Source organism: Roseovarius halotolerans (genome assembly GCF_900172255.1).
GTDB lineage: Bacteria > Pseudomonadota > Alphaproteobacteria > Rhodobacterales > Rhodobacteraceae > Roseovarius > Roseovarius halotolerans.
Genome location: NZ_FWFU01000003.1, coordinates 395,148 through 413,160, shown reverse-complemented (window position 1 = coordinate 413,160; position 18,013 = coordinate 395,148). Strand labels below are relative to the sequence as shown.

20 protein-coding genes are annotated in these 18,013 nt (G+C 65.3%); 16 read left to right on the top strand and 4 right to left on the bottom strand.

The features are described 5' to 3' along the window. Nucleotides 1-114 precede the first annotated feature (114 nt). On the top strand, nucleotides 115-708 hold the full coding sequence (locus tag ROH8110_RS13145) for a LysE/ArgO family amino acid transporter (protein ID WP_085818189.1): 594 nt from the start codon (nucleotides 115-117) through the stop codon (nucleotides 706-708). A 19-nt stretch (nucleotides 709-727) separates the two neighbouring features. On the opposite strand, the gene ROH8110_RS13140 is transcribed toward ROH8110_RS13145, so the two are convergent. Together ROH8110_RS13140 and ROH8110_RS13135 are read right to left on the bottom strand one after the other, a co-directional pair. Further along, nucleotides 728-1,249 carry a DUF6647 family protein gene (locus ROH8110_RS13140; RefSeq protein WP_085818188.1) on the bottom strand — a complete coding sequence of 174 codons (522 nt, stop codon included), beginning with the start codon at nucleotides 1,247-1,249 and terminating at the stop codon, nucleotides 728-730. A 27-nt stretch (nucleotides 1,250-1,276) separates the two neighbouring features. Further along, nucleotides 1,277-2,506, bottom strand: a complete 1,230-nt coding sequence (locus ROH8110_RS13135) for a multidrug effflux MFS transporter (protein WP_085818187.1) — start codon at nucleotides 2,504-2,506, stop codon at nucleotides 1,277-1,279. 204 nt (nucleotides 2,507-2,710) lie between these two features. On the opposite strand from ROH8110_RS13135, the gene ROH8110_RS13130 reads away from it, so the two are divergent. The 7 genes from ROH8110_RS13130 to ROH8110_RS13105 all read left to right on the top strand — a co-directional run bounded on the left by ROH8110_RS13130 (nucleotide 2,711) and on the right by ROH8110_RS13105 (nucleotide 8,851). Further along, the gene (locus ROH8110_RS13130; protein ID WP_085818186.1) at nucleotides 2,711-4,243 is read left to right on the top strand and encodes an acyl-CoA carboxylase subunit beta; all 1,533 of its coding nucleotides are present in this window, start codon (nucleotides 2,711-2,713) and stop codon (nucleotides 4,241-4,243) included. Between the two features lie 12 nt (nucleotides 4,244-4,255). Further along, the gene (locus ROH8110_RS13125; RefSeq protein ID WP_085818185.1) at nucleotides 4,256-4,675 is read left to right on the top strand and encodes a DUF6497 family protein; all 420 of its coding nucleotides are present in this window, start codon (nucleotides 4,256-4,258) and stop codon (nucleotides 4,673-4,675) included. A 214-nt stretch (nucleotides 4,676-4,889) separates the two neighbouring features. Beyond that, nucleotides 4,890-5,033: a hypothetical protein gene (locus ROH8110_RS18725; protein WP_170156507.1), complete on the top strand. Its 144-nt coding sequence runs from the start codon at nucleotides 4,890-4,892 to the stop codon at nucleotides 5,031-5,033. 201 nt (nucleotides 5,034-5,234) lie between these two features. Then, complete coding sequence (locus ROH8110_RS13120; RefSeq protein ID WP_085818184.1) at nucleotides 5,235-5,594, top strand: hypothetical protein; 360 nt, start codon at nucleotides 5,235-5,237, stop codon at nucleotides 5,592-5,594. Nucleotides 5,595-5,976: 382 nt separating this feature from the next. Next, nucleotides 5,977-6,186, top strand: a complete 210-nt coding sequence (locus ROH8110_RS13115) for a hypothetical protein (protein ID WP_085818183.1) — start codon at nucleotides 5,977-5,979, stop codon at nucleotides 6,184-6,186. 117 nt (nucleotides 6,187-6,303) lie between these two features. Beyond that, nucleotides 6,304-8,304, top strand: a complete 2,001-nt coding sequence (locus ROH8110_RS13110; protein ID WP_085818182.1) for an acetyl-CoA carboxylase biotin carboxylase subunit — start codon at nucleotides 6,304-6,306, stop codon at nucleotides 8,302-8,304. A gap of 4 nt (nucleotides 8,305-8,308) precedes the next feature. Continuing rightward, nucleotides 8,309-8,851 (top strand): hypothetical protein, encoded by a 543-nt coding sequence (locus tag ROH8110_RS13105; RefSeq protein ID WP_085818181.1) that lies wholly within the window; start codon nucleotides 8,309-8,311, stop codon nucleotides 8,849-8,851. 13 nt (nucleotides 8,852-8,864) lie between these two features. Here ROH8110_RS13105 and ROH8110_RS13100 read toward each other — a convergent pair whose 3' ends face one another. Continuing rightward, a complete protein-coding gene (locus tag ROH8110_RS13100) occupies nucleotides 8,865-9,323 on the bottom strand; it encodes a DUF4174 domain-containing protein (protein WP_085818180.1) in 459 nt (152 codons plus the stop codon). 178 nt (nucleotides 9,324-9,501) lie between these two features. Between ROH8110_RS13100 and ROH8110_RS13095 the strand changes: the two genes are divergently transcribed. The 8 genes from ROH8110_RS13095 (at nucleotide 9,502) to ROH8110_RS13060 (ending at nucleotide 16,425) form a co-directional block, all read left to right on the top strand. Continuing rightward, on the top strand, nucleotides 9,502-10,449 hold the full coding sequence (locus tag ROH8110_RS13095) for a hypothetical protein (protein ID WP_085818179.1): 948 nt from the start codon (nucleotides 9,502-9,504) through the stop codon (nucleotides 10,447-10,449). Beyond that, nucleotides 10,421-12,550, top strand: coding sequence for a methylmalonyl-CoA mutase (gene scpA / locus ROH8110_RS13090; RefSeq protein WP_085818178.1), 2,130 nt, complete (start codon nucleotides 10,421-10,423; stop codon nucleotides 12,548-12,550). The genes ROH8110_RS13095 and scpA overlap by 29 nt, the downstream gene beginning before the upstream one ends. Before the next feature lie 89 nt (nucleotides 12,551-12,639). Beyond that, on the top strand, nucleotides 12,640-13,143 hold the full coding sequence (locus tag ROH8110_RS13085; protein ID WP_170156506.1) for an MAPEG family protein: 504 nt from the start codon (nucleotides 12,640-12,642) through the stop codon (nucleotides 13,141-13,143). Between the two features lie 18 nt (nucleotides 13,144-13,161). Continuing rightward, entirely contained in the window at nucleotides 13,162-13,773 is a 612-nt protein-coding gene (locus ROH8110_RS13080) for a VOC family protein (protein ID WP_085818176.1), read from the top strand. After that, entirely contained in the window at nucleotides 13,770-14,258 is a 489-nt protein-coding gene (locus ROH8110_RS13075) for a GNAT family N-acetyltransferase (protein WP_085818175.1), read from the top strand. The genes ROH8110_RS13080 and ROH8110_RS13075 overlap by 4 nt, the downstream gene beginning before the upstream one ends. 41 nt (nucleotides 14,259-14,299) lie before the next feature. After that, the gene (locus tag ROH8110_RS13070; RefSeq protein WP_085818174.1) at nucleotides 14,300-14,998 is read left to right on the top strand and encodes a molecular chaperone DjiA; all 699 of its coding nucleotides are present in this window, start codon (nucleotides 14,300-14,302) and stop codon (nucleotides 14,996-14,998) included. Continuing rightward, the gene (locus ROH8110_RS13065; RefSeq protein ID WP_085818173.1) at nucleotides 14,979-16,016 is read left to right on the top strand and encodes an endonuclease/exonuclease/phosphatase family protein; all 1,038 of its coding nucleotides are present in this window, start codon (nucleotides 14,979-14,981) and stop codon (nucleotides 16,014-16,016) included. The genes ROH8110_RS13070 and ROH8110_RS13065 overlap by 20 nt, the downstream gene beginning before the upstream one ends. A gap of 31 nt (nucleotides 16,017-16,047) precedes the next feature. Next, entirely contained in the window at nucleotides 16,048-16,425 is a 378-nt protein-coding gene (locus tag ROH8110_RS13060; RefSeq protein ID WP_085818172.1) for a hypothetical protein, read from the top strand. A gap of 9 nt (nucleotides 16,426-16,434) precedes the next feature. Here the strand turns inward: ROH8110_RS13060 and ROH8110_RS13055 are convergent, their stop codons facing one another. Continuing rightward, nucleotides 16,435-17,988: a Ppx/GppA family phosphatase gene (locus ROH8110_RS13055; protein ID WP_085818171.1), complete on the bottom strand. Its 1,554-nt coding sequence runs from the start codon at nucleotides 17,986-17,988 to the stop codon at nucleotides 16,435-16,437. Nucleotides 17,989-18,013: the final 25 nt, after the last annotated feature.

The window sequence follows — 18,013 nt, the reverse complement described above, 5'->3', positions numbered from 1 at the left end:
GCGGGCGGATCAAAATTGGTGCTTATCCGGGTGAAGGGGGGCATGGTGCGGGCTTGCATCGGCGCTGGGCTTGTGGCCTGCATGGCGCGTTGAGTTGTCAGGAGAAATCGGTTCATGCAGGCGATCGGAGCGGGGTTTGCGCTGGGGATATCATTGATCCTGGCGATCGGGGCGCAGAATGCCTTCGTGTTGCGGCAGGGGCTGAGGCGCGAGCATGTGCTGCCGGTGGTGCTGGTCTGTTCGGTGTCGGATGCGCTGCTGGTGGCAGCCGGGGTCGCGGGGTTCGGGGCGCTGACGAGGGCGGTGCCGGGGCTTGAGGCGGTGATGCGCTACGCCGGTGCGGCCTTTCTTGTCTGGTACGGGGCAAGGGCGCTTCTGGCGGCATGGCGCGGCGGTGAGGCGCTGGAGGCGGGCGAGGGCACGGCGAGCCTCAGGCGCGCGGTGCTGACCTGCCTCGCGCTCACGTGGCTCAATCCGCATGTCTACCTGGACACGGTGGTATTGCTGGGGTCGATCAGCACGCAATATGACAACCGGCTGGGTTTTGGCGCGGGCGCGGTGGCGGCGAGCTTCACGTTCTTCTTTGCGCTGGGGTATGGCGCGCGCCTGCTGGCGCCGCTGTTTCGCCGCCCGGCAAGCTGGCGGGTGCTCGATCTGCTGGTGGGGCTGGTCATGTGGGCGATTGCCGTGAAGCTGCTGGCGGGTTGAGGCGCGGCGTGCGCAAGGCTCAGTCCGGGTGAACGTCGCGCGGGCAGCGGGACCACATGTAGATGGACATCCAGTCAAAGCCGGGGTCGATGCCGCGCGCCTGAAGCCATTGTTCCTGCAGGCTGTAGGCTTCCCATTCCGGGGCGCCGATGCAGGGCCAGTCGCGGTTGAGCGGCTGCACGTCGTGGATCAGTTCATGCAGCAGGGCCGAGACATCGTTGGGGTTGTCGGCCTGCCAGGGGCGCACCAGAAAAATGCGCCGCGCCGACAGGTCATACGCGGCGCGCAGTTCCGGATCGACCAGGAGGTCGTGGCCCTCGTAGCGGATGGTCTCGCCGGTCATACAAAAGCTGACGCTGGGCGGTGTTCGCAGGCTGCGGGTGATGTCGTAGTCGGTATGCGCGCCGATCCACTGGGTCAGCGTGCGCATCAGTTCGGGCGAGGGAAGGGCCGGGGCCGTGTCGTTGCAATCCCCGGACTGCTGTGCTGCGAGGGGCGGGGCAGAGACAAGCCAGAGGGTCAGGGTCAGTAGGGCGCGCATCTATCGTAGCATGCCGCGGTGACAGGGTCAGGTAAAGTCCGTCGGCAGAATGATGCGGGTCTCGCGCCACATCACGAAGAGGATCGCGCCGATCGCGAGGATCCCGGTGCTGAGCATGATCCAGAGCAGGGGGAAGGCCCCCGAACCCGGTGTCAGCAGTGCACCCGCCAGCGCCGAGAGCGCCGCGCCGCCGCCGATCATCAGCGCCCCGGCCAGCCCGCTTGCGGTGCCCGCCAGATGCGGGCGCACCGAAAGGGCCCCGGCAGTGGCGTTGGGGATCACCATGCCATTGCCGAGCCCCATCAGGATCATCAGCCCGAAGAAACTGATCGGGCTGCCCTGGCCGGCATAGAAGACCGCGAGGTTCAGCGAGATCCCGGTGGCGTTGAAGAGCGTGCCCCAGAGCACCATGCGATTGACGCCGATCCGCACCGAAAAACGGCCGGAGACGAAATTGCCCATCATGTAGCCGATGGCGGGAGCGCCGAAATAGAGGCCCAGCTCGCCCGGCTCGAGGCCGAACACCCGGTCGCCGACAAAGGGCGCGCCGCCGAGATAGGCGAAGAACGACCCCGACGACAGCGCCGTGGCCAGCGCATAGCCCCAATAGCGCTGCGAGGTCAGCAATTCGGGGTAATCGGCGATCTGCTGGCGCAGGGTCTGCCCCGAGCGCGGTGCGGTTTCGCCAAGGTCACGCCAGCTGAGCCAGGTGACGAGGGCGCCGAGGATGAAGAGTGCCCAGAAATTCGCCTTCCAGCCGAACAGCTCGTCAAGCACGCCGCCAAGGGCCGGGCCGAGCATCGGCACCACGGTCATCCCCATCGTCACGTAACCGATCATCGACGCGGCCTGATCCTGTGGGACCATGTCGCGCACGATGGCGCGGCTGAGCACCATCGCGACCACGATGGTCGCCTGCGCCATGCGGAAGGTCAGGAACATGTAGGCATTGGTGGACAAGAGACAGCCGAGCGTCGCGAGGAGAAAGATAGCCAGCCCGCCAAGGATCACCGGGCGACGGCCCAAACGGTCGGAAATCGGCCCCATCAGGATCTGAAGGGCCGCGTTGACCGCCAGATACAGCGCCACCGACAGCTGCATGAGCCGGTATTCGGTGTCGAAATACTCTGTCATCCCCGGAAGGCTGGGCAGGAATATATTCATCGAAAGGGCGGAAATGCCCGCGAGGAGAATCAGGGTAACGATATGTGGCGGTGTCGCGCGATCCAAAAAGCGCGGCGCTGGCAAATCGGTCATGGAAAAGGGTTAGGCCCGCGCTCGCTGCTTGTCCATGCACAGTGTTCTGTGGCGAGGTGCACAGTTGCGGGGCGGGTTTGCGTGGCTTTGCAGATATTCAGCTTAGCACAACAATCTTTCCAGTTCTTTGCAAATTTGCCGAATTCTGCTTTGTGGCGCGGGCGTATTTCCTTATGGTCGCTCAAAATCGCTAAGGGGAGCGCCATGAAAGACATTCTTCAGGAACTCGAGGAACGCCGCGGCGAGGCCCGCCTGGGCGGCGGCCAGAAGCGGATCGACAGCCAGCATTCCAAGGGCAAGCTGACGGCGCGCGAGCGCATCGACCTGTTGGTGGATGAAGGCAGCTTTGAAGAGTTCGACATGTTCGTCGCCCATCGCTGCACCGATTTCGGCATGGAAGACAACCGCCCCTATGGCGACGGGGTGGTGACCGGCTGGGGCACGATCAATGGCCGCCAGGTCTATGTGTTCAGCCAGGATTTCACCGTGCTGGGCGGTTCGGTCAGCGCGACCCACGCGATGAAGATCTGCAAGATCATGGACATGGCGATGCAGAACGGCGCGCCGGTGATCGGGATCAACGATTCGGGTGGCGCGCGCATCCAGGAGGGCGTGGACAGCCTTGCGGGCTATGGCGAAGTGTTCCAGCGCAATATCGAGGCGTCGGGCGTGGTGCCGCAGATCAGCGTCATCACCGGGCCTTGTGCGGGCGGCGCCGTCTATTCGCCCGCGATGACCGATTTCATCTTCATGGTGCGTGACAGCTCCTACATGTTCGTGACCGGCCCCGACGTGGTCAAGACCGTCACCAACGAGCAGGTGAGCGCCGAGGAACTGGGCGGGGCTTCGACCCACACGCGCAAAAGTTCGGTTGCTGACGGGGCTTTCGAAAACGATGTTGAAGCGATGGCCGAAGTGCGCCGGCTGGTGGATTTCCTGCCTCTAAACAACCGCGAATCGGTGCCGGTTCGCCCGTTCTTCGACGAGCCGGACCGCGCCGAGCCGAGCCTCGATACGCTGGTTCCGGCCAATCCGAATATGCCTTACGACATGAAGGAACTGATCACCAAGGTCGCGGATGAGGGCGATTTCTACGAGATCCAGGAGGATTTCGCCAAGAACATCATCACCGGCTTCATTCGCCTCGAGGGGCGCACGGTTGGGGTGGTGGCCAACCAGCCGATGGTGCTGGCTGGGTGTCTCGATATCGATTCCAGCCGCAAGGCGGCGCGGTTCGTGCGCTTCTGCGACTGTTTCGAGATCCCGATCCTGACCTTCGTCGATGTGCCCGGCTTCCTGCCCGGCACCAAGCAGGAGCATGACGGGGTGATCAAGCACGGCGCGAAGCTGCTCTTCGCCTATGGCGAGGCGACGGTGCCGAAGGTCACGGTGATCACCCGCAAGGCCTATGGCGGCGCATATGTGGTGATGTCCTCGAAGCACCTGCGCGGTGATCTCAACTATGCCTGGCCGACATCCGAAGTGGCGGTGATGGGCGCCAAGGGCGCGACCGAGATCCTGTATCGCTCGGAACTGGGCGACGCGGACAAGATCGCGCAGCGCACCGCCGATTACGAGGACCGCTTTGCCAACCCCTTCGTCGCCGCCGAGCGTGGTTTCATCGACGAGGTCATCCAGCCGCGCAGCACCCGCAAGCGCGTCAGCCGCGCCTTTGCCGCGCTGCGCAACAAGAAGCGCAAGCTGCCGTGGAAGAAACACGACAACATCCCGTTGTGAGGGGGGCGCGGGGTGAGCCCCCTGGGGTTGCATATTCCCGCCGCGGCAGTGGCGCTGGTCCTTGTGGCCAGCACCGCCGCGGGCGAGGCGGACAAGGCGAAGGAGGAGCGCCTTGTCCTGCCCTCGGGGATGGAAGCGACCTTCTATGAGATGCTCTGGGACCGTCCGGGGCAGGGGCTGACCTATCGTTTCCGTTTCGTCGCGCCGGGATTTACCGGCGAGGAAGAGTTCGACACCATCATGGCCGATCTTGAGTATCTGTGCACAACCTACGCGGTTCCGCGCCTGGCGAATGTGGGGCCGGTGCCCGCGCAGGTGGTCGTATCGCTGGCCGACCGCGAATCTGTCTTCGGTGTGATAGATCCCGATGTGAAACAGGTGTTCGAGGCCTATCGCATCGAGGATGGAACCTGCATCTGGGAGGTTTTCTGATGCAACCACTAGATTTTGCGGGGAAAACCGCATCTCTTCGGATAGATGAGGCTTTGCCGCCACATACGGACGCGTTTGCGCATGCCGCATATGCATTCCGAAAATATTCCGTTATGTTGGCGCACGGTTGCACCCAAGTAACCCATACCTCGGAACTGGGGCAGATGGGGCGATTAACGCTGCGTTTGTCCGATCAAGAAGACAGGAGACACTTATGTCGAAGAGCATCAAGAGCATTCTGGCCATTGGCCTGGTTGCCTTTGTCGCTGCATGCGCACAGCAGCAGCAAGCAGAAGAAGAGTTCGTGGTCGTCGAGCCCGTCTCGCAAGAGCCGGTTTACACCGGTAAGTACAAGTAATTCCGATTCGGAATTGCGGGGACAGGCCCTCGGGCCTGTCCCGTCCCCACGCGCAGGGTTGAATGCGCCAGGGCGCGAATCATTTCGCGCCGGTCTGCCTCCCCGAAAACCGATCCGAGCATCGCATCGCACGCTGAATCGCGTTGCGAATCAGGGCTCTGTCGTCCGGCGCGCTGCCTGCGCGTGCAAGGCAGGTGGATCATGCTGAAGCATCGCGGGTTCCCCGGCCGTCTGCCGAGCACGGATTTCCAGTTCACCATCCGGCGCGCCAATCCCAAGGGCGTCACCGAGATCGTCCGGCGCGAGCGTTACCGCGACCGCAGGCCTGCCGACCGGCGCGCCGATGCGGCGTTCATGGCCGCGCTCTGGGAGCATTTCGGCGAAGAGCCGTTCGAGCGGGGCAATCTGGATGCGGGACGGCTGAGCTGGCTGTTCGGGCGCGAGGTGAAGCCCGCCGAAGACCCGTTCGATCCCGCCAGCTACGAAGCGCTTCTGGTGATCGACGTCGCCGCCGCACGCGCCGCCTTTCCCGAGATCTTCGAGGAGGACGAGGAATGGTGAGCGTGCAACAGGCGCGGTCGGGTGGCAGGTTCCTGCCCAAAGTGCCGCCGAATACGCGAAATGCAGCCGAATTGCGCGGCGCGCGCGCGCGCCGCTTGGCAGCGGCGGCGTTCTGCGGCCATCCTGAAAGCGTAGTGGAGGCCCGACCCCTTCGGGCCAGGACCGATTGTCTGATCCGTTACCCTTCCCCTGACGGGCGGTGCGGCGGCCTTGTGCGCTCACCGTCCGTTTTTTCATATATTACAGCGCCTTCGCGGGTTCGGCGGTGCCTCGCCTATGGCGGCTATGCGGCGATGACGGGTTTTGACGATGCCGGGAACCCGATGCATGTTCCGTGCGTTAGCGTGCCAATCACAGGCAGCATCAGGAAAGGCAGACAGTCATGCGCAGAGCATTCATCACGATCCTTGCCGGGTCCGGGCTTTTCGCCCTCGCGGCATGTGGCGACACCTTCGGCGAACAGGCCCTTCTGGGGGCAGGCGCCGGGGCTGGCACCTCGGCGGTTATCGGCGGCAGCGTCGCCACGGGCGCGCTTGTCGGCGCGGCCGGCAATGTCGCCTATTGCAAGGCCTATCCCGGCCGCTGCAGGTAAGCACGCCCGCGCCTCCGCGGCGCAGAGCAGACATGACGTGACCATCGGTGCGATCCGCGCCGGTGGTCTTTTCATTTGTGGCCCGGAGGGGCCAGTAACGGGAAGAAGGGACGAGAGATGTTCAAGAAGATCCTGATCGCCAACCGGGGCGAGATCGCCTGTCGCGTGATCAAGACCGCACGGAAAATGGGTATCCAGACCGTGGCGATCTATTCCGATGCCGACGCGCAGGCGCTGCATGTGCAGATGGCCGACGAGGCGGTGCATATCGGCCCGCCCCCGGCGAATGAATCCTATATCGTCATCGACAAGGTGATGGAGGCGATCCGCCAGACCGGCGCCGAGGCGGTGCATCCCGGTTATGGGTTCCTTTCGGAGAACCCGCGCTTCGCCGAGGCGCTGGAGAAAGAGGGCGTCGCCTTTATCGGGCCGCCCAAGGGTGCCATCGAGGCGATGGGCGACAAGATCACCAGCAAGAAGATCGCGCAGGAGGCCGGGGTCAGCACCGTGCCCGGCGTGATGGGGTTGATCGAGGATGCCGACGACGCCGTGAAGATCTCGAAGGAGATCGGCTATCCGGTCATGATCAAGGCCAGCGCCGGGGGCGGTGGCAAGGGGATGCGCATCGCCTGGAATGACGAAGAGGCGCGCGAGGGCTTCCAGAGCTCGAAGAACGAGGCGGCGAGCAGTTTCGGCGATGACCGCATCTTCATCGAGAAATTCGTGACCCAGCCCCGCCATATCGAGATCCAGGTGCTGTGCGACACGCATGGCAACGGGGTCTACCTCGGCGAGCGGGAATGCTCGATCCAGCGGCGCAACCAGAAGGTCATCGAAGAGGCCCCGAGCCCGTTCCTGGACGAGGAAACCCGCAAGGCGATGGGCGAACAGGCGCTGAAGCTGTCGCATGCGGTGAATTATGCCAGCGCGGGTACGGTGGAGTTCATCGTCGATGGCGATCGCAATTTCTATTTCCTCGAGATGAACACCCGCCTGCAGGTGGAACATCCGGTGACCGAACTGATCACCGGCGTCGATCTGGTGGAGCACATGATCCGCGTTGCGGCGGGCGAGAAGCTGTCGCTGAGCCAGGACGATGTGAAGCTCAATGGCTGGGCGATGGAAAGTCGGCTTTACGCCGAGGATCCCTATCGCAACTTCCTGCCCTCGATCGGGCGGCTGACGCGCTATCGCCCGCCCGAGGAGCTGGATATCGAAGGCGCGGTGGTGCGCAACGATACCGGCGTCTATGAGGGCGGCGAGATTTCCATGTATTACGACCCGATGATCGCCAAGCTGTGCACCTGGGGGCATACCCGCCTCGAGGCGATCGAGGGGATGCGCAATGCGCTTGATGCCTTCGAGGTCGAGGGGATCGGCCATAACCTGCCGTTCCTGAGCGCGGTGATGGATCATCCGAAATTCGTCTCGGGCAACATCACCACGGCCTTTATCGCCGAGGAATATCCCGAAGGTTTCGACGGGGTGTCGCTGGACGAGGATTCGCTGCGCCGGATCGCTGCCAGCGCGGCGGCGATGCACCGGGTCGCCGAGATCCGCCGCACCCGCGTTTCGGGGCGGATGGACAACCACGAACGCCATGTCGGCGAGGCCTGGGTGGTGTCGTTGCAGGGCCGCGATTTCGCGGTGAGCATCGCCGCCGACCGCGAGGGTTCGACGGTGAGTTTCGAGGATGGCAGCACGCTGCGCGTCGCCAGCCGCTGGACACCGGGCGACAGCCTGGCGCGTCTCGATGTGGGGGGCGATCCTCTGGTTCTGAAGGTCGGCAAGATCTCGGGCGGGTTCCGCATCCGCAGCCGGGGTGCTGATCTGAAGGTGCATGTGCGCACCCCGCGTCAGGCCGAACTGGCGTCGTTAATGCCCGAGAAACTCCCGCCTGATACATCCAAGATGCTGCTCTGCCCGATGCCGGGCCTCATCGTGTCGGTCAACGTGGCCGAGGGCGACGAGGTTCAGGAGGGGCAGGCGCTGTGCACCGTGGAGGCCATGAAGATGGAAAACATCCTGCGCGCCGAGAAAAGGGCGATCGTGACCAAGGTCAATGCCGGGCCGGGCGACAGCCTGGCGGTGGATGACGTGATCATGGAGTTCGAGTGAGGGAATGATGCGCGGCGGCGGGCATATGCGGGCTGAGCGGCGGGGGGCCGGGGCGTTGGCCTGTGTCTCGCTGGCCGGTCTCGTGTTGACCGCCGCCTGTGCACGCGACAGCGAGGCCGGGTTGCGCGAGCGACTGGAGCAATGGTTCGCCGTTGGCGACACCGTGACATTCGAGGCGCGGGGCGATTGCCTGGCGGCGGTGTTCCGGCTCAATTCGGCGGATGTGAAGGCGCAGATGCCGGTGGTGTCGGACCCGCGCGACATGCTGGTGCAGCTCAAACGCGGTGGCCGTGCGGCGCTCGATTCAAGCCGCCAGTCGCCCGATGAAGGGCTGGTGGCGCTGGCCAATACCGAGCGCGCGACCGGCATGGCGATGCGCCGCGCCGCGCTCGAGGGGCGGGCCTGCATGGACGCGGTGGCCGAAAGCGCCTTTCGCGCCGCCATCGAGGGGCCGCGCAGCCTGCTGGCCTATGACCGGGAAAACGGCGCGGTCATGATGCTGGATCCGGTGACCGGCCTGCTGGTCGTGGCGATGGGGGCACCGTGATGGGCGCGCGCGATCAGCTGTCGCCCTGTTGCTCCTCGCGCATTTCGCGCTGGCGGGTGGGCAGCTTGTCGATGGTGCGGCTGATTTCGCGCACGTCCCAAGGGAACGGTTTGCGCAGGTATATGGTGCCATCCTTGCCCATCAGCACCAGCATGAAGCCGCGTGGTCGCAACTGCCGGCGCAGATCGCCGCCCGCGTCGGGGGCGGTGTCGGTGATGACCACCACGTCGCGCGCGTCAAGCGCATCGAGCCGGGCGGTGATGAATTCCATCTGCTGGAGAAACTGCGGATCCGCCGGGGCGTCGGCAAAGACGATGAGCGGCCGTTTTATCCAGAGAAATTCGTTCAAATCCACCTGGTCTGCGGGAAAGATGATTGGCGGAACGCCTGCGGCATCGCCTTCGGCGCTGTCCTGCGCGGCGAGCGGATTGGCCATCAGGGCCATGAAAACAAGGGCGAATATCTTCTGCATGGTCCTACCTGTCAGCCAAGATATAGGCGGGCGGGTGGCAAATGCGAAGGCCCAATGCCACCCCGTCGCGGAAAATTCGCGCATTAATCGCTTGCTCAGCTTTGGGCGTGCAGCATGGCGGGAAGGGGAAACCCCCAGCCCGCACCATGCGGCAATCCGGCGAAGGGCTCGCAAGACCATGAAGATCACATTGCATCTGGGGGCGCACAGAACCGCCTCGACCAGCCTTCAGCACTACATGCGTCACAATGTGGCTGCGCTGGCTGAGGCAGGCATCGGGTTCTGGGGCCCGCGGCGCACGCGGAGCGGGCTTCTGAGCGGCGTGCTGCCGATGGCCGGGCGGCACAGCGCGCATGTCCAGCTGGAGCGCGCGCGCGGGCGGGTCCTGATCAACCTGGAGGCGGCGGCGCGTTCGGGCTGTGACACGCTGGTCGTCAGCGACGAGAACATGCTGGGCGCAACCCGCCGCAACCTGCGCGAACACAGCCTTTATGGCGATGCGGGCTTGCGGCTGGCGCGTTTTGCGCAGGCTTTTGACGGGCGCGTGGATCGCGTGGTGCTGTCGCTGCGCGCGCAGGACCAGTACTGGAGCTCGGCGCTGGCCTTTGCGGTGGCGCGCGGGCACCGGTTGCCGCAAGGACGCGACCTTGAGGCACTGGCGGGCGGCGCCCGCGCCTGGCGCGATGTGGTGAGCGATGTGGCCTGCGCCTTTGGCGGCGCCGAGATCTTGGTGCTGACGCATGAGGCGCTGGCGTCGCGCCCCGAGGCGCGCCTGGCGGTGATGACCGCACGGCCCATCGAGGCGATGCCGCGCGCCCATGCGCGCGAATGGCTGAACCGCGCGCCCCTTCTGGGGGCGCTGCGCGCGGCGGTGACGGCGCGCGGCGGCGCGCCTGCACGCCTTGGCGAGGGCACGGATTGCGCACGCTGGCAGCCCTTCGACAGGGTTCAGGCCGCCGCGCTGCGCGAAACATATGCCGACGATCTGCACTGGCTGCGCGCCGGGGCGGACGGGCTGGCGACATTGATCGAGGAAACCGGACCTGCAAAGGCGGAGGCACATCCGTCCGCGGGTCAGATGACAAGAGGACAACGAAATGGGACGCAGGAAAGACGAATGGCGTAAACTCGCCGAGGGCGAGCTGAAGGGCCGCCCGCTTGAGGATCTGACGTGGAAGACCCTCGAAGGGATCGACATCCAGCCGCTCTATACCGAAGAGGATGTCGAGGGGCTGGCGCATCTGGGCTCGATTCCCGGGCAGGCGCCCTTTACCCGCGGCCCGCGCGCCACGATGTATGCCGGGCGCCCCTGGACGATCCGCCAATATGCCGGGTTCTCGACCGCAGAGGAATCCAACGCCTTTTACCGGCGCAACCTGGCCGCCGGCCAGCAGGGCGTTTCGGTGGCTTTCGACCTGGCGACGCATCGCGGCTATGACAGCGACCATCCGCGCGTGGTGGGCGATGTGGGCAAGGCGGGCGTCGCCATCGACAGTGTCGAGGACATGAAGGTGCTGTTCGACGGCATCCCGCTCAACGAGGTCAGCGTTTCGATGACGATGAACGGCGCGGTGATCCCGGTGCTGGCCAGCTTCATCGTCGCGGGCGAGGAACAGGGCCATGACAAGAGCCTGCTGTCGGGCACGATCCAGAACGACATCCTCAAGGAGTTCATGGTCCGCAACACCTATATCTATCCGCCCAAGCCCTCGATGCGGATCATCAGCGACATCATCGAATACACCTCGGCGCACATGCCGCGGTTCAACTCGATCAGCATCTCGGGCTATCACATGCAGGAGGCGGGCGCGAACCTCGTGCAGGAGCTGGCCTATACGCTGGCGGATGGGCGCGAATATGTGCGCGCCGCCATCGAGGCGGGCATGGATGTGGACAAGTTCGCCGGGCGGCTGTCGTTCTTCTTCGCCATCGGCATGAACTTCTTCATGGAGGCCGCCAAGCTGCGCGCCGCGCGGCTGCTGTGGCACCGGGTGATGAGCGAGTTCGGCGCCAAGAGCGAGCGCTCCAAGATGCTGCGCACCCATTGCCAGACATCGGGTGTCTCGCTGCAGGAGCAGGACCCCTACAACAACGTGATCCGCACCGCCTATGAGGCTATGAGCGCGGTGCTGGGCGGCACGCAGTCGCTGCATACCAACGCGCTTGACGAGGCGATTGCGCTGCCCACCGATTTCAGTGCCCGGATCGCGCGCAACACGCAGCTGATCCTGCAGGAGGAGACCGGCGTCACCAATGTGGTCGATCCGCTGGCGGGGTCCTATTACGTCGAAAGCCTGACCGCCGAACTGGCCGAGAAGGCCTGGGCGCTGATGGAGGAGGTCGAGGAGATGGGCGGCATGACCAAGGCGGTCGAATCCGGCATGCCCAAGCTGCGCATCGAGGAAACCGCCGCCACCCGCCAGGCGATGATCGACCGCGGCGACGAGGTGATCGTGGGCGTCAACAAGTATCGCAAGGACAAGGAAGACCCGATCGACATCCTTGATGTGGACAACGTCAAGGTGCGCAAGTCGCAGATCGCGCATCTGGAGAAGATCCGCAAGACCCGCGACAGCGCCGCCTGCGATGCGGCGCTCGAGGAACTGACCCGCCGCGCCCGCGAGGGCGGCAACCTTCTGGAGGCGGCGGTCGAGGCCGCCCGCCAACGCGCCACCGTAGGAGAGATCAGCATGGCGATGGAAAAGGAATTCGGCCGCCACCGCGCCGAGGTGAAGACCCTGGCCGGTGTCTATGGCGCCGCCTACGAGGGCGACGAGGGCTTTGCCGCGATCCAGAAATCGGTCGAGGATTTCGCCAGGGACGAGGGGCGGCGGCCGCGGATGCTGGTGGTCAAGATGGGCCAGGACGGCCATGACCGCGGCGCCAAGGTGATCGCCACCGCCTTTGCCGATATCGGCTTTGACGTCGATGTCGGCCCGCTGTTCCAGACCCCTGAGGAGGCGGCGCAGGACGCGGTCGACAATGACGTGCACGTGGTCGGCATCTCGAGCCAGGCGGCGGGCCACAAGACGCTGGCGCCACAGTTGATCGAGGCGCTGAAGGAAAAGGATGCGGGCGACATCATCGTGATCTGCGGCGGGGTCATCCCGCAACAGGATTACGATTTCCTGAAGAAGGCCGGCGTCAAGGCGATCTTCGGCCCCGGCACCAATATCCCCGAGGCCGCGCAGGATATCCTGCGCCTGATCCGCGCGGCGCGCGGCTGATTGCGGGAAAGGGAGGGGGCGTTGCCCCCTCTTGGCCTGCGGCCAATTCACCCCCAGAGTATTTCGGGGCAAGATGAAGGATGCGGGGCATGACGCAACGAGGCAGGATAAAGATTGCGGCGGGCGCCGGGGTGGTATGGGCGGTGATGCTGCTCTGGGTCGCGGCGCGGTTTGTCACGCTGCCGGTCTTTACGCTGATGCCGACGATCATGACGGCCTTCATGGCGCCGGGGCTGGTGCTGGCGATGATGGTGGCGCGGGTGGTGCTGCGCCGATATGGCGACGCCGCAATGCTGGAAGGGGGCGCGTTGCAGGGGCCTGCGGCGCTCGATCAGCGGGTCTTGCAGAACACGGTGGAGCAGTTGCTGATCGCGCTTTGCATCTGGCCGGCGGCGGCGATCATGCTGGGCGATGCGGGGCCGGGGGCGATCATGGTGCTGGGCTTGGGGTTCGCGCTGATGCGGCTGGTCTATTGGGTGGGCTACCATTGCTCGACGCCCTTGCGCGTCTTCGGCTTTGCGGGCAGTTTCGCGCCGACGGTGCTGGTGGCGCTCTGGGCCTTGCTGCGGCTTGGCACGGGAGTCGCTGGCTGAGCCGCGAAGGGATGAGCGATGCTGGAACTGGATCATCTGGCGGTGGCGGCGCGCGACCTCGAGGAGGGGCGCGCGGCGGTCGAGGAGGCGCTGGGCGTGCGCCTGCAGGCCGGCGGGCAGCATGCGCGCTTTGGCACGCATAACCTGTTGCTGGGGCTCGAGAACGGGATTTACCTTGAGGTGATCGCCATCGACCCCGACGCACCGGCGCCCGAGGGCGCGCGCTGGTTCGATCTTGACAGTTTCGACGGGCCGCCCGCCTTGCAATGCTGGATCTGCCGCTGCGACGATCTTGGGGCGGCGCTGACGCGCTATCCGGGGGCGGGCGACCCCATCGCGCTTGAGCGGGGCGACCTCAGCTGGCGCATGGCGGTTCCGCGCGACGGGGTGCTCGCGTTCGACAACCGCTTTCCGGCGCTGATCGAATGGGCGGGCGATGCGCATCCCGCGAACCGGCTGGCGGCGTCGGGCTGCACTTTGGCGCGGCTGGTGGTGAGCCACCCCGAGGCCGGGCAGCTGGCCGACCTGCTGGGACCTGAACTTTCGGATTCGCGCGTGGTTTTCGAGCGCGGTGCACCAGGTCTGAGGGCTGAAATCTCGACGCCCGGCGGCTTGAGGGTGCTGGAATGATCACCCGTGCCGCGCAGGCGGATGACGCGCCCGCCATCGCCGCGCTGTGGAACCCTGTGATCCGCGACACGGCGATCACCTTCAACAGCCAGGAAAAATCCGCTGCGGATATTGCCGCCGACATCGCCGCGCGCAGGGCGGCGGGGCATGAATTCCTGTTGGCTGAGGAAGACGGCAGGCTGCTGGGTTTTGCGGCCTACGGGCAGTTCCGCGGCGGTCCGGGTTATGCGCGCACCGGCGAACATACCATCATCCTTGGTGACGGCGCGCGCGGGCGCGGTGTGGGGCGCGCGCTTCTGGGGGCGATCGAGGATCATGCGCGCGGCGCAAAGATGCATACGATGTTTGCAGGCGTGAGCGGCGAGAATCCGTCGGCTGTGGCCTTTCACGAGCGTTTGGGATACCTGCGCATCGCGGTGCTGGCGCAGGTCGGATGGAAATTCGGGCGCTGGATGGATCTTGTCCTGTTGCAGAAACGTCTGTGATCCCGCGCTGACAAGGATTTGCAAACCGGGTAGGTTGAGTGATGTCGATCTGGACGCGGATATCCGAGGCGATCTCGTCACTGGCCAAGGGCGAGGGGCTGAGCGCGGTATTCGACAAGCTGCGCAGCCCGCCCGAGCGCAGCGTCGCCTTTACCATCGCGGTGATCGCGCTGGGGGCGAAGATGGCCAAGGCGGACGGGCAGGTGACGCGCGACGAGGTCACCGCCTTTCGCGAGGTGTTCCAGATCGCGCGCGAGGACGAGGCGGGCGCGGCGAGGGTGTTCAACCTTGCCCGGCAGGACGTGGCGGGATTCGAGGATTACGCGCGCCGCATCCGCCAGATGTTCAGCGGGCAGGATGGCACGCTGTGCGATCTGATGGAGGGATTGTTCCATATCGCGCTGGCGGATGGCGCCTATCACCCCAACGAGGATGACTTCCTGCGCCGGGTGGCCGAGATATTCGGCCTTGACGAGGGCGATTTCCGCCGTCTGCGCAGCCGGTTCGTGGTGGATGCGAAGCCCGACCCCTACAGCGTGCTTGGGGTGCACCCCGACACGCCCATGCCGCAGATCCGCAAGGCCTGGCAGAAGATGGTGCGCGAGAGCCACCCCGACCGGATGATCGCGCGCGGCGTGCCGCCCGAGGCGATCCGCATGGCTGAAAAGCGCATGGTCGATATCAACCGCGCCTGGGAAGAGATCAATGAGGAGGCCGCGGGTGCGGATCGCGGCCTATAACGTCGAATGGTTCGATGCGCTGTTCGACAAGGATGGCGGGCTTTTGGCCGATGATGAATGGTCGGGCCGCCACGAGGTGACCCGCGCGGATCAGCTGGCCGCGCTCGGCATCGTGTTCACGGCGATGGATGCCGATGCGGTGATGGTGATCGAGGCGCCCGACCATAACGGGCGGCGCGCCACGGAACCCGCGCTCGAGGCCTTTGCCGCCTTTGCCGGGCTGCGCGCGCGAAAGGCTGTTGCAGGATTTCCCAACCAGACGCAGCAGGAAATCGCGCTGCTCTACGACCCTGACAGGCTGAGCTGCCGGCATGATCCCAAGGGCGTCGCGACCGGCAAGAAGGGCTCGGACGAGGCGCCGCGCTTTGACGGCGTGTTCCGGATCGATCTCGATATCGACGACACCGAGGATCTGGTGGAGTTTTCCAAGCCGCCGCTGGAGCTCGCTTGCGAGACATCCGGCGGCTTTGCGTTCCGCATGATCGGCGCGCATCTGAAATCCAAGGCGCCGCACGGGGCGCGCACGCGCGATCAGATCATGCGGCTTGCCATCGCCAACCGGCGCAAGCAGCAGGCGCAGGCGGTCTGGCTGCGCCGCCGCATCGAGCAGCATTTGCAGGCAAGCGAGCCGCTGGTGGTGCTGGGCGATCTCAATGACGGCCCCGGTCTTGACGAATACGAGCATCTGTTTGGCCGCTCCTCGGTCGAGATCGTGATGGGCGATGGGGTTGCGGCGGGGGCGCAGCTGTTCGACCCCCATGCGCGGCGTGCGCTGACCCGAACCATCGGTGCGCGCAGCACCACCGCGCGGTTCTACCTGCCCAGCGAGAAACGCTATCTTCAGGCTTTGCTGGATTATGTCATGGTGTCGCCCGAGCTGGCGGCGCGCGATCCGGTCTGGCGGATCTGGCATCCGTTCGACGATCCGGTCTGCTGGAAGCTGCCGGAACTGCGCGAGGCGCTGCTGACGGCCTCGGATCATTTCCCGGTCACGATGGATATTGACCTGCCGACTTAAAATCGTTGCGGCATTTGCCTATATTGGGGTCATGACACGGATTGCACTCACTTCCGCCCTGGCCCTGTGCCTTGCCCTGCCGACCAGCGCCCAGGAGGCGACGGAGGATGAGGGACAGTCGCTGATGGAACGCGGCGCGCGGCTGTTCATGGAAGGCATCATGCGCGAGATGGAGCCGGCGATGGACGATCTGCGCGGGCTGGCCGAAGAGATGGGCCCGGATCTCAAGCGTTTCGTTGAGGAAATGGGACCGGCCTTTGGCGATCTGATGGGGCGGATCGGCGATATCAACGCCTATCACCCGCCCGAAATGCTGCCCAATGGCGATATCATCCTGCGCCGCAAGACACCGCTGGAGCCGGAGGATGAAACGGTCGACCCGCCCGGCGAGGGCGAGATCGACATCTGACGCGGCGGCTCAGGCGCCGGGCGGGGTGACGATGACGGGTTCGGCCTGCAGCGAGTCGGCGAGCGAGCGGAACCGCGCCTCGGCCACCTCGCCGAACAGGGGCGTCGCGTCGGATGACAGTTTCAGCTCCAGCCGCTTTTTCTTGGGATACCACTGCATCTTGCCGAGCCGGGCATCCTCGCGCAGCCACAGCATCGCGGCAAAGCGCATCGCCTTGCCCAGCACCTCGGCTTCGTGGGCGTCCTTTTCGGAAATCAGCTCGTAAAGATCCTCGAAACGCGACCCTTCACGGCGGTTGGAATAGCGGTGCAGCAGGGCAAGACCCAGATAGACCCGCTCGGAATGCTTGAGCCCGCCAAGGTTGGCGCGGGTGGCGTTGTCAAAGCAATCCTCGGCGCGGTAATCGGGATGCGAGCGCCACGAGACATCATGCAGAAGGCATGCAGCCTTGATGATGCGCCGCCGGTCGGGGCGCGCCGAGCGGAACAGCGGCTCGATGAAATCATAGACCACGCGGCCAAAGCCGGGCAGGCGGGCATCCTTGGATTCGGCGAAGCGGCAGGCCTCGATCAGCGGATCGCGGTCGCGCAATTGCTGGGGCATCTGTTCGTAAAGCAGCCCCTCGCGGATACCATAGCTCGATACGGCGATGTCGCGCGGCTTGAAGGTGCGCACCACCTCGCGCAGGACCTCGATGGCGTAGGGCACGAGTTCGGCGCGCGCCGAAGAGACCCCGGCGCGGCTGCGCAGCTCTTCAAGGTCGTTCTTCTCGATATATTTTGCGGTCTCGCGCACTGCCTTGGGGGTCATGCGGTATTCATGCAGCACCTGAAGCGGATAACCGCGCCGTGCCATGTCGATCTTGGCGATGGCACGCCAGGAGCCGCCGACCAGGAACAGGCGGTTCTTCTGCTCGCCCAGTTCCTTGCGCATGCGCGCCAGGGTGTCATGAATCAACGCCTTGCGGGCTTTCTTGCCGCCCTTGAGGTCGCGCAGCTTGAGCGGCCCCAGCGACGACGACATGCGTTCTCCGACGGTGCCGCCGTTGATTTCCGCCAGTTCCATCGACGAGCCGCCGATATCGCAGACCAGCCCATAGGAGCCCGGCCAGCCCAGCAATACGCCCTGCGCCGAAAGGCGCGCCTCTTCGCGCCCGTCGATCACCCAGAGGCGGATGCCGGTCTCGCGTTCGACCTGGTCGCGGAATTCTGCGCCGTCCTCGGCGTCGCGCACGGCGGCGGTTGCAACCGCGCTCAGCGCCCCGGTGCCCATCCCGTCGCCCAGCAGCCTGAAGCGCCTGAGCGCGGCCAGCGCGCGTTCGCGCCCCTGGGGATTGAGACGGCCGCTGTCGGACATGCCCGCGCCAAGCCCGCACATGATCTTTTCATTGTAGAAATAGGCGGGGCTGCGCGCGGCGCCGTCGAACACCACCAGACGCACCGAGTTGGAGCCCACATCGACCACGCCCACACGGCTGAGCGCGCGGGCCGAGGGCTTGTCGAACAGGGGGCGGCCAAATGGCCCGCCATCATCCTGATGCGCCGGATCGCTGGTGCCGTCCATGTGCCTCTCGGGTCTGTGCGGCCCT

Bases quoted from the DNA above. Each gene is read 5' to 3' on its own strand.
- ROH8110_RS18725 (WP_170156507.1), top strand. From the start codon at position 4,890: ATGTCGAAGAGCATCAAGAGCATTCTGGCCATTGGCCTGGTTGCCTTT.
- ROH8110_RS13095 (WP_085818179.1), top strand. From the start codon at position 9,502: ATGAAGATCACATTGCATCTGGGGGCGCACAGAACCGCCTCGACCAGC.
- ROH8110_RS13145 (WP_085818189.1), top strand. From the start codon at position 115: ATGCAGGCGATCGGAGCGGGGTTTGCGCTGGGGATATCATTGATCCTG.
- ROH8110_RS13130 (WP_085818186.1), top strand. From the start codon at position 2,711: ATGAAAGACATTCTTCAGGAACTCGAGGAACGCCGCGGCGAGGCCCGC.
- ROH8110_RS13110 (WP_085818182.1), top strand. From the start codon at position 6,304: ATGTTCAAGAAGATCCTGATCGCCAACCGGGGCGAGATCGCCTGTCGC.
- ROH8110_RS13140 (WP_085818188.1), bottom strand. From the start codon at position 1,249: ATGCGCGCCCTACTGACCCTGACCCTCTGGCTTGTCTCTGCCCCGCCC.
- ROH8110_RS13055 (WP_085818171.1), bottom strand. From the start codon at position 17,988: ATGGACGGCACCAGCGATCCGGCGCATCAGGATGATGGCGGGCCATTT.
- ROH8110_RS13135 (WP_085818187.1), bottom strand. From the start codon at position 2,506: ATGACCGATTTGCCAGCGCCGCGCTTTTTGGATCGCGCGACACCGCCA.
- ROH8110_RS13070 (WP_085818174.1), top strand. From the start codon at position 14,300: ATGTCGATCTGGACGCGGATATCCGAGGCGATCTCGTCACTGGCCAAG.
- scpA (WP_085818178.1), top strand. From the start codon at position 10,421: ATGGGACGCAGGAAAGACGAATGGCGTAAACTCGCCGAGGGCGAGCTG.
- ROH8110_RS13105 (WP_085818181.1), top strand. From the start codon at position 8,309: ATGATGCGCGGCGGCGGGCATATGCGGGCTGAGCGGCGGGGGGCCGGG.
- ROH8110_RS13085 (WP_170156506.1), top strand. From the start codon at position 12,640: ATGACGCAACGAGGCAGGATAAAGATTGCGGCGGGCGCCGGGGTGGTA.
- ROH8110_RS13120 (WP_085818184.1), top strand. From the start codon at position 5,235: ATGCTGAAGCATCGCGGGTTCCCCGGCCGTCTGCCGAGCACGGATTTC.
- ROH8110_RS13060 (WP_085818172.1), top strand. From the start codon at position 16,048: ATGACACGGATTGCACTCACTTCCGCCCTGGCCCTGTGCCTTGCCCTG.
- ROH8110_RS13080 (WP_085818176.1), top strand. From the start codon at position 13,162: ATGCTGGAACTGGATCATCTGGCGGTGGCGGCGCGCGACCTCGAGGAG.
- ROH8110_RS13100 (WP_085818180.1), bottom strand. From the start codon at position 9,323: ATGCAGAAGATATTCGCCCTTGTTTTCATGGCCCTGATGGCCAATCCG.
- ROH8110_RS13075 (WP_085818175.1), top strand. From the start codon at position 13,770: ATGATCACCCGTGCCGCGCAGGCGGATGACGCGCCCGCCATCGCCGCG.
- ROH8110_RS13115 (WP_085818183.1), top strand. From the start codon at position 5,977: ATGCGCAGAGCATTCATCACGATCCTTGCCGGGTCCGGGCTTTTCGCC.